This is a genomic window from Streptomyces sp. NPDC000345, assembly GCF_042898825.1.
Taxonomy (GTDB): domain Bacteria; phylum Actinomycetota; class Actinomycetes; order Streptomycetales; family Streptomycetaceae; genus Streptomyces.
In genome coordinates this window covers 223,805-245,921 of sequence record NZ_JBIAZE010000006.1, presented here as the reverse complement: position 1 = coordinate 245,921, position 22,117 = coordinate 223,805, and the positions used below count along the sequence as shown (strand labels likewise).

Below are 22,117 nucleotides of genomic sequence, written 5' to 3'. Positions count from 1 at the left end.
TGCCTGCCCTGCCTGCGGATCGCCTTACAGGTACTCGCGCTGTGCCAGCGCCGCCTCGAGCCGGTCGTTGCAGCGCGCGGCCGGGGCGTCGGGTGTGTCCGGCCCTTCCTGGTGGGCCCGCAGGGCGGCGCTCATCAAGGTCATCAGCAGGCTGACGTCCGCCTCGCACTCCAGCCGTACGGTCACCCAGTGCGAGCCGGGCACCAGCCGGATCGCGGTCGAACGCCGCAGGTCCCGCTCGTACCGGCGGATGGCAGGGGCCGTGAGGTGCAGGTCGACCCGCCGGTCGGAGTGGAAGTGCGCGAGCTCGGCGCCCGCCGAACGCAGTGCCCGGCCGGTGCCGCAACTGGACCCGGTCTCCGTGAGATCGGGCCAACTCACCAGCTGTGCCAGGGCATGCCAGGCCGTCGTCATAGCCCCATCATGGGGTGCTCACCGCACGGCCACCAGAGTTTGAGGCAGACGTAACCGGGCCGTAGCGCCGTCCGGCGATGCCCGGGGCGAGGGCGCGCGGCCCCGGCCGGCGGGGACACGGCTGAACACCCGCAAGCCGCCTCCCGTACTCCAGGGGGACCGGTCCCCCACCCGCGTACGGAGTCCCGATGTCCCGTCCCGTCCGTCGTCCTCTCGGTGTTGCGGTGTGCGCGGTCGCCGCGGCGCTGTTGCTCGCCGGATGCGGCGCGGGCTCCGGCGGCGGGGACGAGAAGCGGGCCGCCGCGTCGAAGAGCGCGGTGCCGAGCGCGCGCCCCATGACCCTGGAGGCGCTGGGAAAGGCCGTCGGCTGCGAGACGGCGCCGAAGGAGGCCGGCAAGACCCTCGACTTCCGGCAGGGCGTGTGCGCGTCGGCGGACGCCGACTACGTGCTGCTGACCTTCGACACCGCCGAGGGCCAGCGCGACTGGCTCGACACGGCGCAGATGTACGGCGGTGTCTATCTGGTCGGCAACCGCTGGGTGCTCTCGGCCGACCCGCGCACGGCGATGGACAAGGCCCGGGCCGAACTCGGCGGCACCATCGAGGAATCCCCCTACGGCGCGTCCCCCTCGGCCTCCTGACTCTGTCATCCGCGCCCCACGGATTGTCCATATGAATCAGTTTGCGTGAATAACCGGCAAATGCCGAAGGGCGGCTGCTCCCACCCCTACTGTCCATCCCGTCGCGGCCATCACCGAACAAAGGAGGCCGACGTGGTGCAGGTAAGGGTCAACGAGGGCGTGTTGTGGGTGGAGGCCGAGGCCTATCCACTGCGCAACATCGCCCACGTAGGACAGCGCGTGCTGGAGATCGACAGAGGCGCGGTCTGGAAGAGGTTCATCCAGCGCACGCTCGTCTGCCTCTTCCTCGGCGGGTTCATCGCGTCCGTCGCGGGAACCTTCGCCGTTCTCGTCTGGCTCGCGGTGCACGGCCTGCTGGTCTGGCAGCTCGTGAAGACCCTCGCCAAGCCGACCCTGTACGGCCTGGTCCTCAACACCTCCGGCACCCAGCACGACGCCGTGTGGTCCACGGAGGAGAGCGAGATCATGTACCTGGTGGGCGAGATCACCAAGGCGATCGGCCACCCGGACATCGCGCAGATCACCTACAACGTGCAGCACGCCGTCAACGGCGACATCGTCAACCAGTACGGCGACCACAACACCGGCAAGAACCAGCACAGCGGTTCCGGCAACATCGTGGGCTCGCGATGAGCGGCGACCACATCCAGCAGTACGGCTCCGGCAACTTCGGCAAAGTCGTCCACAGCGGTTCCGGGGACATCGTGGCCGGCGGCAAGCACACGGGCGGCGGCACGGACGGGCGGGCGGCGGCCCTGGAGACACTTCTGCGCGAGGTCCGGGCGCTGCGGCAGCACCTGGACGACGGCCGCCGGGCGGAAGTGGACGCGGCCGTAAGGGACATCGCCTCGCACCCCTCCGGCGAGGGTCTGCGCAACGTACTGGAGAGGATCGCCGGAATCGCCGCCGTCCTCGGCGCCGTGGGAACCCCGGTCGTCACGGCCGTCATGGCCCTGATGGGCACCTCGTGACGCGCCGGACGGGATCCTCGCGCAGCGTCTGACGGGACACGGGTGAAGCAGGGAACGTCAGTTGTTGTACGACTCGTCGTACGGGTCCCGGGGCTCGGCCGCCGGCTTCGCGGTCGTGACCTCGAGGAAGGGGATGGGACCGTCGTTGACGGGGTCGCGGGACTGGCGGGGGACATAGGTTCCGGTGACGGTCAGCCAGGTGTCGGGCTGCAGGACCGGCGGGATGTCGCCGGTCAGGGCGACCTTGACCGGCTGGGCGTCGGCGGCGCAGCAGTTGAGCGCCATGCGGACCAGGTAGGGGGTGCCGTCGTGCTCCAGGGCGACGAAGCCGGTGAGCTGGACGCGGCGCCCGGTGAGGCCGCGGCCGTGGTCGTAGACCGCGCGGCCCGCGTAGTCCACGATGCCGAGGCGCAGGGGGTCGGTGTCCGGCAGGGCCGGGTAGGCGAGGGGTTCCTGCAGGGCCGTGCCGGTGCGGGTCGCGCTGTAGGAGCCCAGGGCCGGCGGGGCGACCAGGATCAGGGCGAGCAGCGGCAGGACGAGGAGCCAGGAGATCCGGGGTTCGGGGTGCGGGTGACCCGGGCCGTCCGTCCCGTCGCCCTTGTTCCGGCGGCGCTCGTACCACGCCGTGGCCAGCGCGGCGACGATCAGGACCGCGCCGGACGCCAGCAGCAGGGGACGCAGGCCCGCCTTGACGTAGCGGAGGTAGAGGTCGGTGGTGCCGGCGTGGAGGAGGGCCGCGCCGAGGAGGAAGAGGACGGCGGCCTGGGACTGTCGGTTCACAGCAGGACCGCTCCTGTCAGTACGGCCGACGCGATGGCCAGGGCGAAGGTCATGGGGGCGAAGCGGAGAGCGAAGGCGCGGCCGAAGGTGCCCGCCTGCATCGCGAAGAGCTTGAGGTCGATCATCGGGCCCACCACCAGGAACGCGAGCCGGGCCGCCAGGGAGAACTGGGTGAGGGACGCGGCCACGAACGCGTCCGCCTCCGAGCAGATGGACAGCACGACCGCGAGGACGGCCAGCGCCAGCACCGCCACCACCGGGTTGTCCGCCGCCGTGCGCAGCCAGCTCTCCGGGGCGACCGCCTTCAGTGTCGCCGCCGCCATCGCGCCCACCACCAGGAAGCCGCCCGCGTGCATCACGTCGTGGCGGACCGAGTCCCAGAACGAGGCGCCCTTGGTCCGCCCCTCGTGATGCGCGTGTGCCGGCGGCCGCATCCAGTCCGTGCGGCCCACCCGCTGCCACAGCCAGCCCATCGCACACGCCACCAGCAGGCTCGCGACGAAACGGGCCAGCACCATCTCGGGGTTCCGGGGGAAGGCGACGGCCGTCGCGGTCAGCACGATCGGGTTGATGGCCGGCGCGGAGAGGAGGAAGGCGAGGGCCGCGGCGGGGGTCACGCCCCGGCGGACCAGCGCCCCCGCGACGGGCACGGAGGCACACTCGCAACCCGGCAGGACCGCGCCCGCCACCCCGGCGACCGGGACGGCGAGGGCGGGGCGGGAGGGCAGCGCGCGGGCGAAGAAGGACGGCGGGACGTAGACCGCGATCGCCGCCGACAGCAGGACGCCCAGCACCAGGAAGGGCAGGGCCTGGATCACGACCGCCACGAACACCGTCGTCCAGCTCTGCATCACCGGGGCGGACAGCGCGCGGCGGATGGGGCTCTGCAGCAGGACCAGCAGGAGCAGCAGCAGGGTCAGGGCGAGGGGGGAGGTCAGCCGCCCTGGCTCGTCGGGCGGCGCGGGAACGGTGTCCCTGCCGGTGTCCCCGTCCTGCGGGGCCGGTCTGGTGATGGCCACGGGCCGGGCACCTCCGCGTTCCGTGCTCTGCCTGATCCCTGTTTCTCGCATTCCCTCCCCTTTTCTACGGGAGCCGGGTGCCCGGTGTTCACCTGCTCCGTGGAACCTCCCGTCCCGGTGAGGCAGTCTTCTCCCTCGTGGGGAGCGTTCCGAATCAGGGCCGGGCACCGGGCGACGCCGGTGCGCACATGGTCGTATGCGGCGACGACGGGCTCGCGCACCGGCTCGCCGCCGAGCTGCGGGGTGTCTACGAGGAGCAGGTCACGCTCGTCGTACCGCCCGCCGAGCGCTCGGTGCGGCCGCCGGTCGTCGGACGCGCCCGCGCGGTGTCGGCGGCGCTCCTCGACCGCGTGGTGAGCGCGGCGGTGAGCCGGGCAGCCGGCAACGGCACCGCCCCCGCCGCGGGTGAACCCGTCGGCGGACAGCGGACGTTGGAGGCCGTGGAGGCCACCGAGGCGGTGCTCGCCGAGGCGGGCGTGGAGCGGGCCGCGGCGCTGGCGCTCGTGTACGACGACGACGAGACCAACATCCGCGCCGCCCTCACCGCCCGCAGGCTCAACCCGCGGCTGCGGCTCGTGCTGCGGCTCTACAACCGGCGGTTGGGCCAGCACATCGAGGAACTCCTCGACCAGGCAGCGGCGTTGGCCACGGGCGGCGGTACCGGCGCGGACGGGGGCGACGCCTCCACCACCGTGCTGTCCGACGCCGACACCGCCGCGCCCGCGCTGGCCGCGTCCGCCGTCGCCGGCACCACCAAGGTCGTCCAGACGGACGGGCTGATGCTGCGTGCGGTCGAGCGGCCGCCGGCCGGGGAGGGGGACGCCCTCGGCGGCCTGAGCGGCCGCCCCACCCTCGCGCTGCTGTCCGCGACCGGCAACGACCCCGCCTTCGCGGACGGTTCCGAGAACAGCGGCGAGCAGGGGCCGCTGCTGCTGCCCGACGCGGCGGCGGTGCGGGAGGCGGCCGGGCGGCGCGGTTCGGTGGTCCTGGAGCAGGTCTCGTACTCGGCCTGGCCCGCGCAGCAGGCGGGGCGGGGCATGGGCGTCGTGGCGCCGTTCGCCTCCCTCTTCTCACGGCGGCTGCGGTGGTCGCTGGCCGGTCTGGTGGGGTGTGTGTTCGCGCTGGCGGTGGCGTTGTGGGTGGTCACCCGGATCCATCCGCTGGGGGCGCTCTATCTGACGCTGCTGGACCTGTTCTCGATCAACGATCCGGCGGTCGGGGCGAGTACGGCCCGACAGGTGCTGCAACTGCTGTCCGGGCTGGTGGGGTTGCTGCTGCTGCCGGTGCTGCTGGCGGCGGTGCTGGAGGCGCTCGGGACGTTCCGGGGGGCTGGGTCGCTGCGCCGGCCGCCCCGGGGGCTGGGCGGGCATGTCGTACTGCTCGGCCTGGGGAAGATCGGGACCCGGGTGCTGACCCGGCTGCGGGAGCTGAACATCCCGGTGGTGTGCGTGGAGGCGGGGCCCGAGGCACGGGGGCTCGCGGTGGCGCGGCGGTTACGGGTGCCGGTGGTGCTGGGGGACGTCACGCAGGAGGGGGTGCTGGAGGCCGCGAAGATCCACCGGGCGCACGCACTGCTGGCGGTGACCAGTTCCGACACGACGAATCTGGAGGCCGCGTTGTACGCGCGGTCGTTGCGCAGCGATCTGCGGGTGGTGCTGCGGCTGTACGACGACGACTTCGCGACCGCGGTGTACCGGACGCTGCGGGCCGCGCATCCGCAGGCGCTGACCCGGAGCCGGAGCGTGTCGCATCTTTCGGCGCCGTCGTTCGCGGGGGCCATGATGGGGCGGCAGATCCTGGGGGCGATCCCGGTGGAGCGGCGGGTACTGCTGTTCGCCGCGCTGGAGGTCGGCGGGTGTGCGCAGCTGACGGGCAGGACGGTCGGGGAGGCGTTCCGGCCGGGGTTGTGGCGGGTGCTGGCGCTGGACGCGGGTGCGGAGAGGGAGGGCGGGGGCGGGCTGGTGTGGGACCTGCCCGACACGTATGTACTGCGGGACTCGGACCGGGTGGTGCTGGCGGCCACTCGGCGGGGGCTGGCGGAGTTGCTGGGACGGCGCAGGCGGGGCACCCCGCAGGCGTAGGCGTCACCGCGCGGGCGCGGGCAAGTCACTGCGAGGCGCGGGCGGACGACGGCATGGCCGCGCGGGCAGGTCACTGCGAGGCGCGGGCGGACGACGGGGTAGGCGCGGGTGGTGGCCCGAGGCGGTCCGCTCCCCCGCGCTCGTGGGGTGACGCTGCGCCCGCCCTCCCCCCGCGCTCGGCTCGGCCCCGCTCGAGCGGCGGGGGACCCGATCGGCGGGAAAGGGGCGCGGGGAACGGCGCGATCAGCCATGACGCGCCCGCAGATGTTCCCCGGCCCCGGCCTCCCCCGGCGCCCCGCCCCGGCCCGGCCCGCCTACCGCAGGTGCCGCTCCGCGAACTCCAGTTCCAGCCTCACCTGCTTGATGCGTTCGTCCACGACCAGGGAGCCGTGGCCCGCGTCGTACCGGTAGACCTCGTGGGTGGCTCCCCTGGCCTCCAGACGCTTGACGTAGTTGTCGATCTGGCGGATGGGACAGCGGGGGTCGTTGACACCGGCCGAGATGTACACGGGAGCCTTGACGTCGTCGACGTACGTCAAGGGGGACGAGGCCTCGAAGCGGTCGGGGACCTCCTCGGGGGTGCCGCCCAGCAGGGTGCGGTCCATCGCCTTCAGGGCCTCCATCTCGTCGTGGTAGGCCGTGACGTAGTCGGCGACCGGCACCGCCGCGATGCCCAGGGTCCACGCGTCCGGCTCGACGCCCAGACCGAGGAGGGTCAGGTAGCCGCCCCAGGAGCCGCCGGTGAGGATCAGGCGGGAGGGGTCGGACAGGCCGGAGGAGACCGCCCACTCCCGCACCGCCGCGATGTCCTCCAGCTCGATCAGGCCGACCCGCACCTTCAGCGCGTCCGTCCAGGCCCTGCCGTAGCCCGTCGAGCCGCGGTAGTTGACCCGGATCACCGCGTACCCGTGGTCGACCCAGGCCGCCGGGGCCGCCGCGAACGCGTCGCTGTCGTGCCAGGTCGGGCCGCCGTGGATGTCGAAGACGGTGGGGAGCGGCCCGGTGGCGCCCGCGGGCTTCTGGACCAGGGCGTGGATACGGCCGCCGGGGCCCTCCACCCACACGTCCTCCACGGGGACCGAGCCCGGGGACTTCATGCCCGGCGGGTCGAGGACGACCCGGCCCGACGTCGAGCGGACCACCGGCGGCTCGGCGGCCGAGGACCACAGGTACTCCACGCTGCCGTCCGGGCGGGCCGTGGCCCCGGAGACCGTGCCCCGCGGGGTCGGCACCCGGTCCAGCCCGCCGTTCACCAGGTCGTAGCGGAACAACTCGCTCCGCGCCTCGAAGCTGTGCGCGATCAGCAGGCCGGAGCCGTCCGGGTACCACTCGGCGCTGACATCGCCCGGCAGGTCCAGCGCCAGGTCCGTCTCCTCGCCCGTGGCCACGTCCCACACCAGCGGCTCCCAGCGGCCGCGCCTCTGATGCCCGATCAGCAGCCGGGTGTCGCCGTCCACCGGCGCGAAGCCCAGGACCTCCAGGCCCAGTTCCTCCTGGCCGCCCTTGGTGTCGTCCAGTTCGGCGACGACCGTGCCGTCCGGCCGCACCACCCGCAGCGCGGAGTGCATCGCGTCCCCGTGCTCGGTGTGCTCGACGGCGATCAGCGAGCCGTCGTGGGACAGGTCGCCCACGCCCGCCGACTCCCGGTGGCGGTACAGCTCGAAGGGGGGTTCACCGGTCCGTGCCACATGGATCGTCGTGCCTTCCTCGTCCGTCGAACGGCCCACCACCGCCGTACGGCCGTCCCGGCCGAGCGCGAGCCCCGCCGGGTACGAGGGATCCAGTCCCGGCGTCGCCAGCTCGTCCTCTCCGCCCTCGAACGGCTGCCGGCGCCAGACGCCGAACTCGTCGCCGTCCTTGTCGTCGAACCACCAGATCCACGCACCGTCCGGGGTGAGCACGCCGTCCGTCGTGCCGTTCGCCCGTTGCGTCACCTGGCGCTGCTCGCCCGTGGCGCGGTCCCAGGCGTACAGCTCATACGTACCCGTCGCATTGGAAACGAACAGGGAACGGTCAGGCGCGTCCTCCGCCCAGTCCGGCAGCGACACCCTGGGCGCCCTGAAGCGCTTCTCCCAGTCCGGCATCTCCTCGTAAAACTCCGACGCAGCGGATCCGTAGCTCTCAGTCATGGACCCATACTGCCCGCCCGCGACGACAATCGACCGCCGTGGCCGCAGGCCTGTGGACAACCTTTACATCCGCGCAGGTCAGAGCGGCGTGAACCGCTTTCCGGTGAGGGTGCGCAAGACGCCTGGCACCGCGTTCCCCGCCGGTGTCGACCCCGCGCCCGGGCACAGGGGCCCCGCCACGTACCGTGGAGGGCGTGTACCGGTTTCTGCTGACGCCCCGCTGGTGGGGGATCAACGTCTTCGTACTGCTGGCCATCCCCTTCTGCGTGTTCATGGGGTCCTGGCAGCTGAGCCGGTTCGAGTCACGTGTCGACGACCATCGCGAGGCAACGGCTCGGGCCGAGTCGAACCGCGAGGAGGCGGCCCGGCCGCTGGCGGAACTGCTGCCCGTCGACAAGGCGACCGTCGGCAAGAAGGTCACCGCGAGCGGGCGGTACGGCGAGCAGCTGCTGGTGCCGGACCGGGACCTGGACGGCGAGAGCGGGTACTACGTGCTGACCCTGCTGCGGACGGACGGCGGCAAGGCGCTGCCCGTCGTACGGGGCTGGCTGCCCGGGAAGGCGGACCCCGCCGAGGCCCCCGCCCCGCCCTCCGGCGAGGTCACCGTCACCGGCGCCCTGCAGGCCTCCGAGCAGCCCGGTGACAACGGGGTGAGCGGCCGGGGCGGCCTGCCGGACGGCCAGACCGCGGCGATCAGCGCCGCGTCCCTGATCAATCTCGTGCCGTACGACGTGTACGACGCGTGGGTCACCCTCGGCTCCGCCGACGCCGGGATGACGACGGTGCCGGTGAGCGCGGCGCCGGACTCGGGGCTGGACCTGAAGGCGTTCCAGAACCTGGGCTACACCGGTGAGTGGTTCGTCTTCGCCGGGTTCGTGGTGTTCATGTGGTTCCGGCTGCTGCGCCGCGAGGTGGAGTTCGCCCGGGACGCGGCCCTCGGGATCGTCCCGGACGAGGCTTCCGGCGCCGCGGAGGCGCCGGCTCAGGACGAGGCCAGCACGCCCGTCCGGTAGACGACGCCCGCGCACGCGTCGGGCACCGTCGCCGAGAGCGCCGTGGAACCGTCGTCCGCGGTGTAGGTGACGACCACGCTGCCGTCGGCGGTGCCGTCCTCGGTGAGCATCTGGGTGGTCGCGCCGGAGGCGGTGTCGCCGGTGGTGCCGGTCTGCCCGGTCGGTGTCGGGGAGGGAGAGGACTCGCCTCCGGTGCCGCCGCCGCTGCTGTTCGTGGTCGGGCAGGTCTCGGACGGCACCCAGGCGAACCGCACCTCGTACGCGGAGCCCGGGGAGAGCACGTGCTGGGTGACGTAGAGCGAGGGGTCGGGCAGGCCGGCCGCCGCGTCGCCGGAGACATGCTGCGCCACGCTGATCTTCGTGGGGTCTGCGGCGCCCTGGGCGGTCGGGGTGAGGGAGACGGCCCCGGCGACGGTGCAGGCGGTGCCCGAGACGTTGGCCACCCGGAACGTGCCGTAGACGGTGCCGGCCGAGTCGGGGCCGTTGACGCCCGCGGAGGTGGAGCCGAGCTGGGACGCCGTGCAGGCGGGGGCGGACGCGGTGGAGGTGGAGGAGGACTCGGAGCCGCTGGAGGTGCCGGTGCTGCCCGTGCCCTTGTTCTGGCCGGAGTCGCCCGCGCTCTCCTTGCCCTGCTCGTCGGTCTTGTCCGAGGGGCCGCCGACCTTGCCGGTGGACCCGCCGTCGGGGCCCTTGCCCTCGTTCGCGCCGCCCTCGGACTGGGAGGCCTGGCCGGCGATGGCGGGGTTGGCGTCGGAGCCGCCCGCGTTGGACACGTGGAGCACGGCGGGGACGGCGGTGCAGAGGAAGAGCGCCGCGGCCGCCATGCCGACGGTGGCCTGCCGCTTGCGGGCCCGGCGGGCGGGGACGGCCCGGCGCAGGTGGTCCAGGGTTCCGTCGCGCGGTTCCATCTCCTGGACCGCCTGGTGCAGCATCCGGCGCAGTGCCAGCTCGTCCGAGTCGAGCCCGTCGGAGCCCTGGTCGTCGAGGTGGTGGTTCACGGTTGAGTTCCCAGCGTGCGATTGCTTCGGCTCTTGTGTGGGGGGCGTCATCGGCTCGTGCCACGCGTAGGGTTCATGGCGCTCGTGCGAGCCCCGGCCCTCGACCTCGTCGTTCACGCCGAGGCCCCCATCGCGGTGCGCAGGGCGGCTATGCCGCGGGAGCCGTAGGCCTTGACCGAGCCGAGGGAGATGCCGAGGGTCTCGGCGACCTGGGCCTCGGTCATGTCCGCGAAGTAGCGCAGCACGAGGACCTCGCGCTGGCGGCGCTGCAGTCCCTTCATCGCCTTGATGAGCGAGTCGCGCTCCAGCTGGTCGTAGGCGCCCTCCTCCGCGCTGGCCATGTCCGGCATCGGCTTGGAGAGCAGCTTCAGGCCGAGGATGCGGCGGCGCAGGGCGGAGCGGGAGAGGTTGACGACCGTCTGGCGCAGGTAGGCGAGGGTCTTCTCCGGGTCGCGGACGCGTTTGCGGGCGGAGTGGACGCGGATGAAGGCCTCCTGGACGACGTCCTCGCAGGAGGCGGTGTCGTCGAGGAGGAGGGCGGCGAGACCGAGCAGCGAGCGGTAGTGCGCCCGGTAGGTCTCGGTGAGGTGGTCGACGGTGGTGCCGGCCGCGACCGCGTTCTCGGCGGGTTCGGCGTACTCGGAACCGTCACGCTGGCTGGGGATGCGGGTGGGCCGCGCTGCGGGCATGGGCGCGATCACCGGCATGCCGCCGGGTGCCCCGGGCACACGGGGTCGGACGACGGCGCGGGGCGGCCGAAGGGCCGTACCGCGGGTCGCCACGGGGAAGTCGAGTACTTCTGCCACGCCAGTTGGACACACGTCCCCCCGTGGAGGTTGTACGCGCCGGGTGTCACTTTTACGTCGACCGAGGCCACGCATACCCGTCTCATGTGTCCCGCTCTTCCCCTGTATCCATATGTACGGGCGTCCCCACGCCCGGGCCACGGCGTCCCCACGCCGGGACCGCAAAGACGCTCCCCGCCCTCCGCATGGTTGCGGTGGGCGGGGAGGAAAGTCTTCGGACAATCTTCGGCCGTAAAGATGTCCGATACAAGTGGTCCGGACCATCGACCGGCTCACACTTCGTTCCGCGATCATACAAACGCTCCCGGTCCTGGCCAGGGCATTTCCGCGTGGGAGCGCTCACTTGTCCAGCGTTGCGGGCGCCGCAGACGTCACACCCGCTCCGCCGCCACCAGTTCGGCGATCTGCGCGGTGTTGAGGGCGGCTCCCTTGCGCAGGTTGTCCCCGCACACGAACAGTTCCAGGGCGGTCGGGTCGTCCAGGGCCCGGCGCACCCGGCCCACCCAGGTCGGGTCGGTGCCGACGACGTCGGCGGGCGTGGGGAACTCGCCCGCCTCGGGGTTGTCGCACAGGACGACGCCGGGGGCGGTGGCGATGATCTCGCGGGCGCCCTCGACGGTCACCGAGTCCTGGAAGCGGGCGTGGACGGTGAGGGAGTGCGTGGTGACGACCGGCACCCGCACACAGGTCACGGCGACCGGCAGCGTCGGCAGCCCGAGGATCTTGCGGGACTCGTCCCGCACCTTCATCTCCTCCGACGACCAGCCGTCCTCGCGCAGCGACCCGGCCCAGGGCACCACGTTCAGCGCGACCGGCTCCGGGAACGGCCCGGTGTTCTCGCCCACGGCCCGCCGCACGTCACCGGGGCTGGTGCCCAGCTCGGTCCCGGCCACCAGCGACATCTGCTGCCGCAGCGTCGCCACGCCGGCCCGCCCGGCCCCGCTGACCGCCTGGTACGAGGACACCACCAGCTCGCGGAGCCCGTACGCGGCGTGCAGCGCGCCCAGGGCGACGATCATGGACAGGGTCGTGCAGTTGGGGTTGGCGACGATCCCGCGCGGCCGGATGTGCACGGCGTGCGGGTTGACCTCGGGGACGACCAGCGGCACGTCCGGATCCATCCGGAAGGCGCCGGAGTTGTCCACGACGACCACGCCCTTGGCGGCGGCGACCGGCGCCCACTGCTCGGCGACCTCGTCCGGTACGTCGAACATGGCGATGTCGACCCCGTCGAAGGCCTCCTCCGACAGGGCCACCACCTCGACCTCCTCGCCGCGCACGGCCAGCTTGCGGCCGGCCGAACGCGGCGAGGCGACGAGACGGATCTCGCCCCAGATGTCCGCACGCTGGGACAGGATCTGGAGCATCACGGTGCCGACGGCTCCGGTCGCTCCCACGACCGCGAGCGTCGGCCGGCGGGTTCCCGGCATCAGCGCCCGGTGCCTCCGTAGACGACGGCCTCGTCGCTGTCGGAGTCGAGCCCGAAGGCCGTGTGCACGGCGCGGACGGCCTCGTTGACGTCGTCGGCGCGCGTGACGACCGAGATGCGGATCTCGGAGGTCGAGATCAGCTCGATGTTCACGCCCGCGTCGGACAGGGCCGTGAAGAAGTCGGCCGTGACGCCCGGGTTGGTCTTCATCCCGGCGCCGACCAGCGAGATCTTGCCGATCTGGTCGTCGTAGCGCAGGGAGTCGAAGCCGATGCCGGCCTTGTTCTTCTCCAGGGCGTCGATGGCCTTGCGGCCCTCGGCCTTGGGGAGGGTGAAGGAGATGTCCGTCAGCCCGGTCGACGCTGCCGACACGTTCTGCACGATCATGTCGATGTTGATCTCGGCGTCGGAGATCGTCCGGAAGATCGCGGCGGCCTCGCCCGGCTTGTCCGGCACACCGACGACCGTGATCTTGGCCTCGGAGGTGTCGTGCGCGACACCGGAGATGATGGCCTGCTCCACCTTCTGGTCCCCAATCGGCTCACTGCTGACCCAGGTGCCCTGAAGTCCGCTGAAGCTGGACCGGACATGGATCGGGATGTTGTAACGGCGGGCGTACTCCACACAGCGGTGGAGCAGCACCTTGGACCCGGAGGCCGCGAGCTCCAGCATGTCCTCGAAGGCGATCCAGTCGATCTTCCTGGCCTTCTTCACCACCCGCGGGTCGGCGGTGAACACACCGTCGACGTCGGTGTAGATCTCACAGACCTCGGCGTCGAGCGCGGCGGCGAGGGCGACGGCGGTGGTGTCGGAGCCACCGCGGCCCAGGGTCGTGATGTCCTTCTTGTCCTGGCTGACACCCTGGAACCCGGCGACGATGGCGATGTTGCCCTTGTCCAGGGACTCCCGGATGCGGCCCGGCGTGACATCGATGATCCGGGCTTTGTTGTGTACCGAGTCGGTGATGACGCCTGCCTGGCTGCCGGTGAACGACTGGGCTTCGTGCCCCAGGTTTTTGATCGCCATGGCCAGCAGTGCCATGGAGATCCGCTCTCCGGCGGTCAGCAGCATGTCGAACTCACGCCCGGCAGGCATCGGCGACACCTGCTCGGCGAGATCGATCAGCTCGTCCGTCGTGTCGCCCATCGCGGAAACGACGACGACCACCTGGTGGCCGTTCTTCTTCGCTTCCACGATCCGCTTGGCGACGCGCTTGATGCCCTCGGCATCGGCTACGGAGGAGCCTCCGTACTTCTGCACGACAAGGCCCACGTGCGCTCCTCGCTCAGTTTGTCTCTTTCCGCACATACGCCGTTGTACCGCGGTCGGCTCAGTCTAACGAGCGCCCGCATCTCACCTCCCGAGTACCGCATCGTGAGATGTGCCGGACGCCCGCTCGGAGACTTCCCTTCCCCCTGACGCCGAAGTGATAGCTGTGAATTAAGTTTCAAGCACTATCGTGCGGCTGTGCGCATACTCCTGGTGGAAGACGACGAGCCGGTCGCCCAGTCGCTGCGGCGCGGACTGAAGCGCTACGGCTTCGAGGTCGACTGGGTCGCCACGGGCGCCGCGGCCCTCGCCCACGCGGGCCCCTACGACGTCGTCCTCCTGGACCTGGGACTGCCCGACACCGACGGCCTCGACGTCTGCCGGGCGCTGCGCGGGCGCGGTGACGTGCCGATCATCGTGATCAGCGCGCGCAGCGACGAGACGGACCGGGTGGTCGGCCTCGAGCTGGGCGCCGACGACTATGTGACCAAGCCGTTCGGGGTGCGGGAGGTCATCGCGCGCATACGGGCGGTGATGCGGCGCGCGCAGCCCCGTTCGCCGGACGAGGCCGGCGGGGCGGACCGGTACGGGTCCCGGCTGACCATCGACCGCAAGGCGGCCCGGGTGCGCGTGGACGGCGAGGAGGTCGCCCTCGCGCCGAAGGAGTACGACCTGCTGGCCTTCCTCACCGAGGAACCGGGCGCCCTGATGTCGCGGGAGCAGATCATGGAAGCGGTCTGGGACGCGAACTGGTTCGGCCCGACGAAGACGCTGGACGTGCATGTGGCGGCGCTGCGGCGGAAGTTCGCCGGGGTCATCGCCGTCGAGGCGGTGCGCGGGGTCGGCTTCCGGCTGGAGATCGTCCAGGACGCCGAGGCCTCGTGAACCGGCAGCTCATCCGCAGCTACATCCTGCTCGTCGCGGTCGCCGTGCTGCTGTTCACCGTGCCGGTGGCCTTCACGCTCACCAGGCAGCTGCGCGACGACACCGAGCTGTCCGTGCTGCGCGAGGCCGAGACCATGGCGCTGCTGCTGGGCAACGGCGACCGCATCTCCTGCGAGGCGCTGACCGAGGTGGCCAGGGCGTACGGCCGTGAGACCCCCGGCGACGTCCAGGCGACCCCCACCGGCAGCTGCGCCCCGCACCTGCCGGAGCCCACCGCGGACGCGGCGCTGACCCGGGCCGTCAGGCACGACGATCCGACGACCGACTGGGGCTCCGACTTCATCTGGGGCGAGCGTCTGACGGTGACCGTACCCGCCCGGGGGGCGACGGCCGTGCGGATCGTCTACTCGACCTCGGACATGACCAGACGGCTGTGGCAGATCTGGGGCTTCCGGGCCGGGCTCGCCGTCCTCGTCCTGGCCGCCGCGGCCGCCATCGGCGCGTTCGCCGCCCGCCGGATCACCGCGCCGCTGCGCGAACTCAACTCCATGGCGAGCAAGTTCAGCGACGGCGACCTGACCGCCCGCTCCCCCGTGACGGGCCCGCCGGAGACCCAGACCCTCGCCCGCACCCTCAACCAGGGCGCGGAACGCCTGGACACCCTGGTCGCCTCGCAGCGCATCTTCGTGGCCGACGCCTCGCACCAACTCCGCACGCCGCTCACGGCGTTGCGCCTGTCACTGGACAACATCGCGGACGGGGTGGACGACGAGTCCGTGCGGGAGGACGTGGACCAGGCGACGGCGGAGGTGGTCCGTATGAGCCGTCTGGTGAACGGCCTGCTGGTGCTGGCGCGGGCCGAGGCGAAGGTGACGGCCGCGGAGCCGCTGTCCCTCAAGGACATCGTGGACGAACGGCTGACGGTGTGGAGACCGGCCGCCGACGAGCGCGGAGTCACCATCACGCTCAGGGGGAGTGGTGTCGGCGACCGGCCGTCTGTGCTGGCCGGCCCCGGTCATCTGGACCAGGTGCTGGACAACGTGCTCTCGAACGCCCTGGAGGTCTCCCCGGACGGCGGGACGATCACCGTCCGGATGGAGTCCGGGGCGGGGGAAGTGGTCCTGTCCGTGGCGGACGAGGGACCGGGCATGTCGGACGCGGAGAAGTCCCGCGCCTTCGACCGCTTCTGGCGCGGCCAGGGCCTGACCGGGCGCTCCGGTTCGGGGCTCGGCCTCGCCGTCGTCAAGCAGCTGGTGACGGACGACGGCGGGACGGTGACCCTGGCGGACGCGGCCGGGGGAGGCCTGTGCGTGCGCATCACCCTGCGGGCGGCGCAGCGCGTGGGGTGATCAGCCCTCGGGCATCGCGGACGAGTGGTGGTTGACGATCTTCCACGCGCCGCCGCGCTTCTCGTACTCGTAGGTGTAGCGGGCCTCGACGACACGCTTCTCGCCGGTGTCGTGGTCGGTGAGGGTGAACTCGTACACGCCCGTGTCGATCGCGGAGTCGGCGTCGAGGACGTTGATGTGCGTCTCGGTCTTCTTGCCGACCGGCTTGTTCCGCAGGAAGTGCGCGAAGTAGTCGACGATGCCGGCGCGGTCGGTGCGGACCTTGTTGGAGACGGTGGGCAGCAGGACCGCGTCCTTGGCGTAGCGGTCGGCCACCGCCTCGGCGTCGCCGGTGCGCAGGGCGGCGTTCCAGCCGTCGAAGAGGGCGGCGATCTGCTTCTCGGTCGGCTTCCGGGCCTTCTCTGAACCGGCCGCGCTGACCCCCGCGGTCACCGTGGCGGCGGTGACGAGGGCGGTGGCGGTGACGAGGGCGGCGCGTACGCGGGTCGTGCGGGTCATCGCAACTCCTGTGCGGGCAGTGCCTGTTGGGATGACTCAAGACTCGCGTCCGGTCGGTTAGGGCCCGTGCAGCCGTCGTACAGGGGACGTCCAGGACCCTGCCAATTCTCAGGCGGAGGCCCGGCCGGCGCGGTCCCGGACCAGACTGACGCCGGCCCCGAGCGAGACGACCCCCATGCCGACGGCGGTCATCACACCCCGCGTCCCGTCCAGCACGAAGGGCGCGGCGAGGGCCACGACGAGATTGAAGAGGAAGAGGAACCACAGGACGGGGCGGGAGGAGAGGAGCGTCTTCATGGGGTCGTGTCCTTCGACGTCGTGGGCGCTGCGCTTGCGGGATCAACGATCCCGTCCCCGGCCTGGACAAAGGAGAGAGCGCACCCCCGGACCGGGGGTGTAGGCAGGTACACCATGACGGGTGGAGCGAGCATGGCCGACGCACTGCTGGCGGGCATCGTGCTGCTGGGTTCGTGCGTGCAGTGGCTGACCGGAATGGGCTTCGCGCTGGTGGCGGTCCCCGCGCTGGTGCTGCTGCTCGGCCCCTCCGAGGGGGTCGTCCTCGCGAACTGCGCGGCGGGCGCGATCAGCGTCGTGGGCCTGGCGGGCGGCTGGCGCCGGGTACGCCCGGCGGCGATGGTCCCGCTGAGCGCGGCCGCGGCCTGCACGGTCCCGGCGGGGGCCTGGCTGACCCGCCAACTCCCCGAGCCGGTCCTGCTGTTGGTGATGGGCTCCCTGGTGACCCTCGCGGTCCTGCTGGTCATGCGGGGCGCCCGGGTCCCCGCGCTGCGGGGCGTGCGGGGTGCGGTGGTGGCCGGCGCGGCGGGCGGCTTCATGAACGCGGCGGCGGGCGTCGGCGGCCCGCCGGTCTCCCTCTACGCCGTCAACGCGGACTGGACGGTACGGGAATTCGTCCCGAACGCGCAGTTCTACGGCGTGGTCGTGAACGCGTTCTCGGTGGCGGCGAACGGCACGCCGGCTCTGACCGGCCCCCAGTGGGCCTCGGTCGCCGCCGCCCTGATGACGGGCGCCCTCCTCGGCAGAACCCTCGCGGGCCGTCTGCCGGAACCCCGAGCCCGCCTGCTGATCCTGGCCCTGTCCCTGACGGGCGGGTTCAGCGCGATGGCGAAGGGGCTGTGGGGGCTGTGAGCCCCCACGGGGCCGGGCCCACGAGCCGGCCGAGGGGCTCGGGGCCGGGCCGGCCGGGGACGGGCGTCACCTCGCGCGGCCCAGACCCAGGTGGTCCGCGATCTCCTCCTCCATGACCTTGCCCGCCTCGAACTCCAGGGTGTCGTCGCCCACGCCCTGGTCGGTGTCGAGCCCGTCGAGTTCCTCGAGGGGCTGGTTCAGACGGACGTGGGCGAGGACGGAGTGCAGGGCGCGCAGGGTGGCGGAGGCGGTGGACCCCCAGTTGGAGAAGTAGGAGAACTGCCACCACCACAGGGCCTCGGAGGTGCGGCCGGCGCGGTAGTGGGCCATGCCGTGGCGCAGGTCGGTGATGACGTCGGCGAGGTCGTCGGAGATCCGGGCCGGGACGGGCGCCTTGCGGGGCTCGTAGGGGTCGAAGACCTCGGAGTAGACGTCGATCGGGTCCAGGAGACGGGCCAGGTTCTCGCGGAGTTCGTCGACGTCCGCGTCGGGGCCCGTGTCGGGCTCGTAGCGCTCGTCGGGGACGATGTCCTCGTGCGCGCCGAGGCGGCCGCCGGCCAGCAGCAGCTGGGAGACCTCCAGGAGGAGGAAGGGGACGGCCGAGTCCGGCTCGTCTCCCTTCGCGACCTCCGTGACGGCCACCAGGAAGCTCTCCACCTGGTCCGCGATCTGGACCGCGAAGTCGTCCGGATTCCGTTCGGTCGCGTGCAGCGTGGCGTCAGACATCTAGGAGTCGTCTCCCCTCGAAGGCGCGGCCGAGGGTGACCTCGTCCGCGTATTCCAGGTCGCCGCCCACAGGGAGGCCGCTGGCCAGGCGGGTGACCTTCAGGCCCATGGGCTTGATCATGCGGGCGAGGTACGTCGCCGTCGCCTCGCCCTCCAGGTTGGGGTCCGTGGCCAGGATCAGTTCCGTCACCGTCCCGTCGGCCAGCCGCGCGAGAAGTTCTCGTATGCGCAGGTCGTCGGGACCGACCCCCTCGATGGGGCTGATCGCTCCGCCCAGCACGTGGTAGCGGCCGCGGAACTCGCGGGTCCGCTCGATCGCCACCACGTCCTTCGGCTCCTCCACGACACAGATGACCGACAGATCGCGGCGGGCGTCGCGGCAGATGCCGCACAGCTCCTCCTGCGCCACGTTCCCGCAGGTCGCACAGAAGCGGACCTTCGCCTTGACCTCCATGAGGGCCTGCGCGAGACGCCGTACGTCCGTCGGTTCCGCCTGGAGGATGTGGAAGGCGATCCGCTGCGCGCTCTTGGGACCGACGCCGGGCAGCCGCCCCAGTTCGTCGATGAGGTCCTGGACCACGCCTTCGTACAACGGACTGCCGTCCTTCCTGGGGTTCCTTGCAGTACGTACGGTAGTTGGCCGGGGCCCGTCTTAGAAAGGCAGGCCGGGGATGCCGCTGCCGCCGCCCAGTCCCTGGGCCAGCGGGCCGAGCTTCTGCTGCTGGAGCGTCTGCGCGTTCTGGTTGGCCGCCTGGACGGCCGCGACGATCAGGTCGGCGAGGGTCTCGGTGTCCTCCGGGTCCACCGCCTTGGGATCGATCTTCAGCGCGCGCAGCTCACCGGCGCCGGTCACCGTGGCCTTCACCAGACCGCCGCCCGCCTGCCCGTCGACCTCCGTGTTCGCCAGTTCCTCCTGGGCACGGGCCAGGTCCTGCTGCATCTTCTGAGCCTGCTGGAGCAGCTGCTGCATATTGGGCTGGCCACCACCGGGAATCACGATCAGCTCCTCTTCCGGACCCTCAGGGCCTGAGATCGGTACGGGATTTTCCCGCTCGGCACGAGCCTACGTGGTCTGTGCGGGTGTCGCCCCAGCACTCTTTCGAGTGAGTTCGGTCGGCGGTCTATACCTGATCAAGGCCCACTTCCGGGCGGAAAGGCGGCGAAAGCCGCTTCTCCGCCACCCATTGGGCGGTAGGAAGGATCCGGCGTGTCAGCAGCACCGTCGTCATCGAGTGTCACGTGACGTCGCCGTTCGTGTTCGGCCGGGATCAGTAGGGAGTGCCGGGTGGGTCAGCAGCCGGAGATGCAGCCCGAGGGTCCGCCTCAGGACGGGCGGGGCGAGGGTGCGGCCGGGCTGCGGCCGGGCGATCTGGCCGGGCGGGCGCTGCCGCTCGGCGACTGGGGCGAGCCGGCGGAGCGGCTGGAGGAGCTGTACCGGTGGGTGGAGCGGGGGGCGTTGCAGACGGCGTCCTGGTATCTCGCGGACCGGGTGTGGAAGCGGCGGGGTGCGCGGGTACTGCGCGGCGGGGCGGCGGCGGGGGCGGTCGCCGGGGCGGGGCTTCCGCTGCTGGACCTCACCGGGGTGCTGGGGGGTGTGGCGCCGTGGGGCTATCTGGCGCTGCTGCTGGCGGTGGCGTGTGTGGTGGTGGACCGGTTCTTCGGGGTGACGTCCGGGTGGATAAGGGACATGGCGACGGCGCAGGCCGTGCAGCGACGGCTGCAGGTGCTGCAGTTCGACTGGGCGTCGGAGAGTGTGCGGGAGGTGCTGGGGCCCGCGGAGGGGACGGCGAGTGAGGCGGCCGAGCGGTGCCTGGGCGTGCTGCGGCGGTTCTCCGAGGATGTGATGGAGCTGGTGCGGACGGAGACGGCCGACTGGATGGTGGAGTTCCGCACCGGGTCGGCGCCGTTGGGGATCCAGGCCGCGGTGGCGTCCGGCGGGCGGCAGGACGCGGCGGCGGGGCAGGGCAGGTTTCCCCTCCCGCCTGGCGCGAACTCCCGCCCGAACATGCCCCGTCAGCGGCCGCCGGAGCCGCGGTGACGCCCACCGGCGCACGGGGCGGGCGGCAGCCGGGGCGGGTCCGGTGACGGAGGCGTCCGCTCACCGGCGGCTGTAGGTCAGCTTCTCCCCCGTGTCGTTGTTGACCCGTTGCAGCCTGCCGTCGGACAGGAGCGTGACCTCGGTGGCGGCGCCCGGGGTGCAGGAGGAGCGGGGCCGGCCGGAGGTGACGGTGGACGGGCCGATCTCCAACGGGCCGTCGCCCTCGGGCCGGCCGGCCAGCTCGGCGGTGAACTCGCAGTGGTAGGTGTCCCCTTCGGCGACGAGCGAGAGCACCGCGTCGCCGACCTCGCCCTGCTCGATGGTGAGCCGGCGCGTGTTCTCGCCGCTCGCGTTGTCGATCGTGGTGGTCCAGGTGCCGAGGTAGGCGGCGGGGATCACGCCGTCGGTGGCGGAGGCGGAGGGCGAAGGGGAGGGGGAGGACGACTCCTCGGACCCCGAGGAGCCGGAACCCCGGGAGGCGGCCGTCCGGCTCGGCGTCGGACCCGCCTTCGTGTCCGGGGAACCGTCGCCGCTCCTGAACGCGTACACCGAGCCGCCGACCGCGAGGGCGACGACCAGTGCGAGCACCACCAGCAGCGCGGTGGTCCGGCCGCCGCGGCCGGCCGGCTCCGGCTCGTCGTGGGAAGGGTCGTGGCCGTACGGCGGATCGTGGGGGCCGCCGTACGACGGGGTCGCACCGACGGGCGGAGGGCCGCCGTACGGCGAGGTGCCGTGGACGGAGGTGCCGTACGCGGAGCCGCCGCCGGCGCCGCCCGTGTACGGGTGGTAGGGCATCGGCGCGCCCGTCGGCTGCTGCGGACGGCCGTAGCCGGCCTGCGGATGCTGCACGGCGTGGCCGTACGCCGGGTGCGGCACGGCGGCGGGTGCGGGCGGCTGCTGCGGCGGGACCCGGCCGGGGCCCGCGACCAGCGTCGGCGTCACGGCCCCCGGCGTGCCCTCGCCGTACCGGCCGCTGTGCTCCGGTGCGCTCTCGGGGTCCTCCGTCTCCAGCAGCCGGACCGCGTGCCGGCCCAGCTGGGCCACCAGCGCGCCCGGCAGCCACGGCTCACGGGAGTGGCCGTCGGAGACGGTGTTCCCGGCGCCGGTCCGCTCCAGGATCCAGGCCAGCGAGGGCCGGGCGGCGGGGTCCTTGCGCAGGCAGGCGCGGACCAGGTCGGCGATGCCCTCGGGCACGCCCGCGAGATCGGGTTCCTCCTCGGTGATGCGGAGCAGCACGGCGTGCACCCCGCCGCCCTCGTCGCCGCCGAAGGGGAGGGTGCCGGTGGCCGCGTAGGCGAGGACGGAACCGAGGCAGAAGACGTCGCTGGCGGGGGTGATCTGCTCGCCGCGCACCTGCTCGGGCGCCATGAAGCCGGGCGAGCCGATCACCGCGCCGGTGCGGGTGAGACCGCTGTCGGTCACCGTCTCCAGGGCCCGCGCGACCCCGAAGTCGATCACGCGGGGGCCTTCGATGGTGACCATCACGTTGGACGGCTTGAGGTCGCGGTGGACGATCCCGGCGGCGTGGATGTTGGTGAGCGCGTGCGCGAGCCCGGCGGCGAGGATGCGCACCGACCGCTCGGGCAGCGGACCGTGGTCGTGGCCCACGACCTGCTGGAGGCTCGGCCCGGCCACGTAGCCGGTGGCCACCCAGGGCACCGCGGCCTCGGTGTCGGCGTCGAGCACGGGCGCGGTCCAGAACCCGCCGACCCGCTGCGCGTTGCGCACCTCCTGGCGGAACCGGGCCCGGAACTCCTCGCGCGCGGCCAGCTCAGGCCTGACCAGCTTCACGGCGACGGTCCGTCCCCGGTCGGAGCGGGCGAGGTAGACCTGTCCCATGCCTCCGGCCCCCAGCCGCGCGAGCAGCCGGTAGCCGCCGATGCGCTGCGGGTCCTTCGGCCCCAGTTTCTCCATGGCAGCGCCGC

23 protein-coding genes are annotated in these 22,117 nt (G+C 72.4%); 9 read left to right on the top strand and 14 right to left on the bottom strand.

Annotation, left to right across the window (positions count from 1 at the left end; all coding sequences use genetic code 11):
• Nucleotides 1-24 precede the first annotated feature (24 nt).
• Nucleotides 25-414, bottom strand: a complete 390-nt coding sequence (locus tag ACFY30_RS16910; protein WP_390845950.1) for a luciferase family protein — start codon at nucleotides 412-414, stop codon at nucleotides 25-27.
• Between the two features lie 188 nt (nucleotides 415-602).
• Here ACFY30_RS16910 and ACFY30_RS16905 point away from each other — a divergent pair, with 188 nt between their 5' ends.
• From ACFY30_RS16905 to ACFY30_RS16895, 3 genes are all read left to right on the top strand, one after another.
• Nucleotides 603-1,055, top strand: coding sequence for a hypothetical protein (locus ACFY30_RS16905; RefSeq protein ID WP_390845949.1), 453 nt, complete (start codon nucleotides 603-605; stop codon nucleotides 1,053-1,055).
• 132 nt (nucleotides 1,056-1,187) lie between these two features.
• The gene (locus tag ACFY30_RS16900) at nucleotides 1,188-1,688 is read left to right on the top strand and encodes a DUF6232 family protein (protein ID WP_390845948.1); all 501 of its coding nucleotides are present in this window, start codon (nucleotides 1,188-1,190) and stop codon (nucleotides 1,686-1,688) included.
• Nucleotides 1,685-2,026, top strand: coding sequence for a hypothetical protein (locus ACFY30_RS16895; protein WP_390845947.1), 342 nt, complete (start codon nucleotides 1,685-1,687; stop codon nucleotides 2,024-2,026). Before ACFY30_RS16900 ends, ACFY30_RS16895 begins: the two co-directional genes overlap by 4 nt.
• Before the next feature lie 57 nt (nucleotides 2,027-2,083).
• On the opposite strand, the gene ACFY30_RS16890 is transcribed toward ACFY30_RS16895, so the two are convergent.
• Nucleotides 2,084-2,806: a TIGR03943 family putative permease subunit gene (locus ACFY30_RS16890; protein WP_390845946.1), complete on the bottom strand. Its 723-nt coding sequence runs from the start codon at nucleotides 2,804-2,806 to the stop codon at nucleotides 2,084-2,086.
• Nucleotides 2,803-3,825 (bottom strand): permease, encoded by a 1,023-nt coding sequence (locus ACFY30_RS16885; RefSeq protein WP_390845945.1) that lies wholly within the window; start codon nucleotides 3,823-3,825, stop codon nucleotides 2,803-2,805. Before ACFY30_RS16885 ends, ACFY30_RS16890 begins: the two co-directional genes overlap by 4 nt.
• Nucleotides 3,826-4,013: 188 nt before the next feature.
• Here ACFY30_RS16885 and ACFY30_RS16880 point away from each other — a divergent pair, with 188 nt between their 5' ends.
• Nucleotides 4,014-5,906: an NAD-binding protein gene (locus ACFY30_RS16880; RefSeq protein WP_390845944.1), complete on the top strand. Its 1,893-nt coding sequence runs from the start codon at nucleotides 4,014-4,016 to the stop codon at nucleotides 5,904-5,906.
• Between the two features lie 314 nt (nucleotides 5,907-6,220).
• Here the strand turns inward: ACFY30_RS16880 and ACFY30_RS16875 are convergent, their stop codons facing one another.
• Nucleotides 6,221-8,035, bottom strand: a complete 1,815-nt coding sequence (locus tag ACFY30_RS16875) for a prolyl oligopeptidase family serine peptidase (RefSeq protein ID WP_390845943.1) — start codon at nucleotides 8,033-8,035, stop codon at nucleotides 6,221-6,223.
• Nucleotides 8,036-8,229: 194 nt separating this feature from the next.
• Here ACFY30_RS16875 and ACFY30_RS16870 point away from each other — a divergent pair, with 194 nt between their 5' ends.
• Nucleotides 8,230-9,048, top strand: a complete 819-nt coding sequence (locus ACFY30_RS16870) for an SURF1 family protein (RefSeq protein WP_390845942.1) — start codon at nucleotides 8,230-8,232, stop codon at nucleotides 9,046-9,048.
• Here the strand turns inward: ACFY30_RS16870 and ACFY30_RS16865 are convergent.
• From ACFY30_RS16865 to ACFY30_RS16850, 4 genes are all read right to left on the bottom strand, one after another.
• On the bottom strand, nucleotides 9,018-10,046 hold the full coding sequence (locus ACFY30_RS16865; RefSeq protein ID WP_390845941.1) for a hypothetical protein: 1,029 nt from the start codon (nucleotides 10,044-10,046) through the stop codon (nucleotides 9,018-9,020). The genes ACFY30_RS16870 and ACFY30_RS16865 overlap by 31 nt on opposite strands.
• A gap of 113 nt (nucleotides 10,047-10,159) precedes the next feature.
• A complete protein-coding gene (locus ACFY30_RS16860; protein WP_390845940.1) occupies nucleotides 10,160-10,852 on the bottom strand; it encodes a SigE family RNA polymerase sigma factor in 693 nt (230 codons plus the stop codon).
• A 371-nt stretch (nucleotides 10,853-11,223) separates the two neighbouring features.
• Nucleotides 11,224-12,282: an aspartate-semialdehyde dehydrogenase gene (locus ACFY30_RS16855; protein ID WP_390845939.1), complete on the bottom strand. Its 1,059-nt coding sequence runs from the start codon at nucleotides 12,280-12,282 to the stop codon at nucleotides 11,224-11,226.
• A complete protein-coding gene (locus ACFY30_RS16850; protein WP_390659292.1) occupies nucleotides 12,282-13,553 on the bottom strand; it encodes an aspartate kinase in 1,272 nt (423 codons plus the stop codon). The genes ACFY30_RS16855 and ACFY30_RS16850 overlap by 1 nt, the downstream gene beginning before the upstream one ends.
• Nucleotides 13,554-13,748: 195 nt before the next feature.
• On the opposite strand from ACFY30_RS16850, the gene ACFY30_RS16845 reads away from it, so the two are divergent.
• Both ACFY30_RS16845 and ACFY30_RS16840 read left to right on the top strand, forming a co-directional pair.
• Nucleotides 13,749-14,435, top strand: a complete 687-nt coding sequence (locus ACFY30_RS16845; RefSeq protein ID WP_390845938.1) for a response regulator transcription factor — start codon at nucleotides 13,749-13,751, stop codon at nucleotides 14,433-14,435.
• Nucleotides 14,432-15,784, top strand: a complete 1,353-nt coding sequence (locus tag ACFY30_RS16840; RefSeq protein WP_390845937.1) for a sensor histidine kinase — start codon at nucleotides 14,432-14,434, stop codon at nucleotides 15,782-15,784. Before ACFY30_RS16845 ends, ACFY30_RS16840 begins: the two co-directional genes overlap by 4 nt.
• Here ACFY30_RS16840 and ACFY30_RS16835 read toward each other — a convergent pair whose 3' ends face one another.
• Both ACFY30_RS16835 and ACFY30_RS16830 read right to left on the bottom strand, forming a co-directional pair.
• The gene (locus tag ACFY30_RS16835; protein ID WP_390845936.1) at nucleotides 15,785-16,282 is read right to left on the bottom strand and encodes an SgcJ/EcaC family oxidoreductase; all 498 of its coding nucleotides are present in this window, start codon (nucleotides 16,280-16,282) and stop codon (nucleotides 15,785-15,787) included.
• A gap of 108 nt (nucleotides 16,283-16,390) precedes the next feature.
• Nucleotides 16,391-16,579: a hypothetical protein gene (locus tag ACFY30_RS16830; protein ID WP_390845935.1), complete on the bottom strand. Its 189-nt coding sequence runs from the start codon at nucleotides 16,577-16,579 to the stop codon at nucleotides 16,391-16,393.
• A gap of 132 nt (nucleotides 16,580-16,711) precedes the next feature.
• On the opposite strand from ACFY30_RS16830, the gene ACFY30_RS16825 reads away from it, so the two are divergent.
• The gene (locus ACFY30_RS16825) at nucleotides 16,712-17,428 is read left to right on the top strand and encodes a TSUP family transporter (RefSeq protein ID WP_390845934.1); all 717 of its coding nucleotides are present in this window, start codon (nucleotides 16,712-16,714) and stop codon (nucleotides 17,426-17,428) included.
• A 66-nt stretch (nucleotides 17,429-17,494) separates the two neighbouring features.
• Here the strand turns inward: ACFY30_RS16825 and ACFY30_RS16820 are convergent, their stop codons facing one another.
• From ACFY30_RS16820 to ACFY30_RS16810, 3 genes are read right to left on the bottom strand one after another with little or no spacing between them, the layout of a single operon-like run.
• Nucleotides 17,495-18,154 (bottom strand): DUF5063 domain-containing protein, encoded by a 660-nt coding sequence (locus ACFY30_RS16820; protein WP_390845933.1) that lies wholly within the window; start codon nucleotides 18,152-18,154, stop codon nucleotides 17,495-17,497.
• Entirely contained in the window at nucleotides 18,147-18,746 is a 600-nt protein-coding gene (gene recR / locus ACFY30_RS16815; RefSeq protein ID WP_390659285.1) for a recombination mediator RecR, read from the bottom strand. Before recR ends, ACFY30_RS16820 begins: the two co-directional genes overlap by 8 nt.
• Before the next feature lie 60 nt (nucleotides 18,747-18,806).
• Nucleotides 18,807-19,151: a YbaB/EbfC family nucleoid-associated protein gene (locus ACFY30_RS16810; protein WP_390659284.1), complete on the bottom strand. Its 345-nt coding sequence runs from the start codon at nucleotides 19,149-19,151 to the stop codon at nucleotides 18,807-18,809.
• 306 nt (nucleotides 19,152-19,457) lie between these two features.
• Here ACFY30_RS16810 and ACFY30_RS16805 point away from each other — a divergent pair, with 306 nt between their 5' ends.
• Nucleotides 19,458-20,192 carry an SLATT domain-containing protein gene (locus tag ACFY30_RS16805; protein WP_390846124.1) on the top strand — a complete coding sequence of 245 codons (735 nt, stop codon included), beginning with the start codon at nucleotides 19,458-19,460 and terminating at the stop codon, nucleotides 20,190-20,192.
• Between the two features lie 60 nt (nucleotides 20,193-20,252).
• On the opposite strand, the gene ACFY30_RS16800 is transcribed toward ACFY30_RS16805, so the two are convergent.
• Nucleotides 20,253-22,106 (bottom strand): serine/threonine-protein kinase, encoded by a 1,854-nt coding sequence (locus ACFY30_RS16800; protein ID WP_390845932.1) that lies wholly within the window; start codon nucleotides 22,104-22,106, stop codon nucleotides 20,253-20,255.
• Nucleotides 22,107-22,117: the final 11 nt, after the last annotated feature.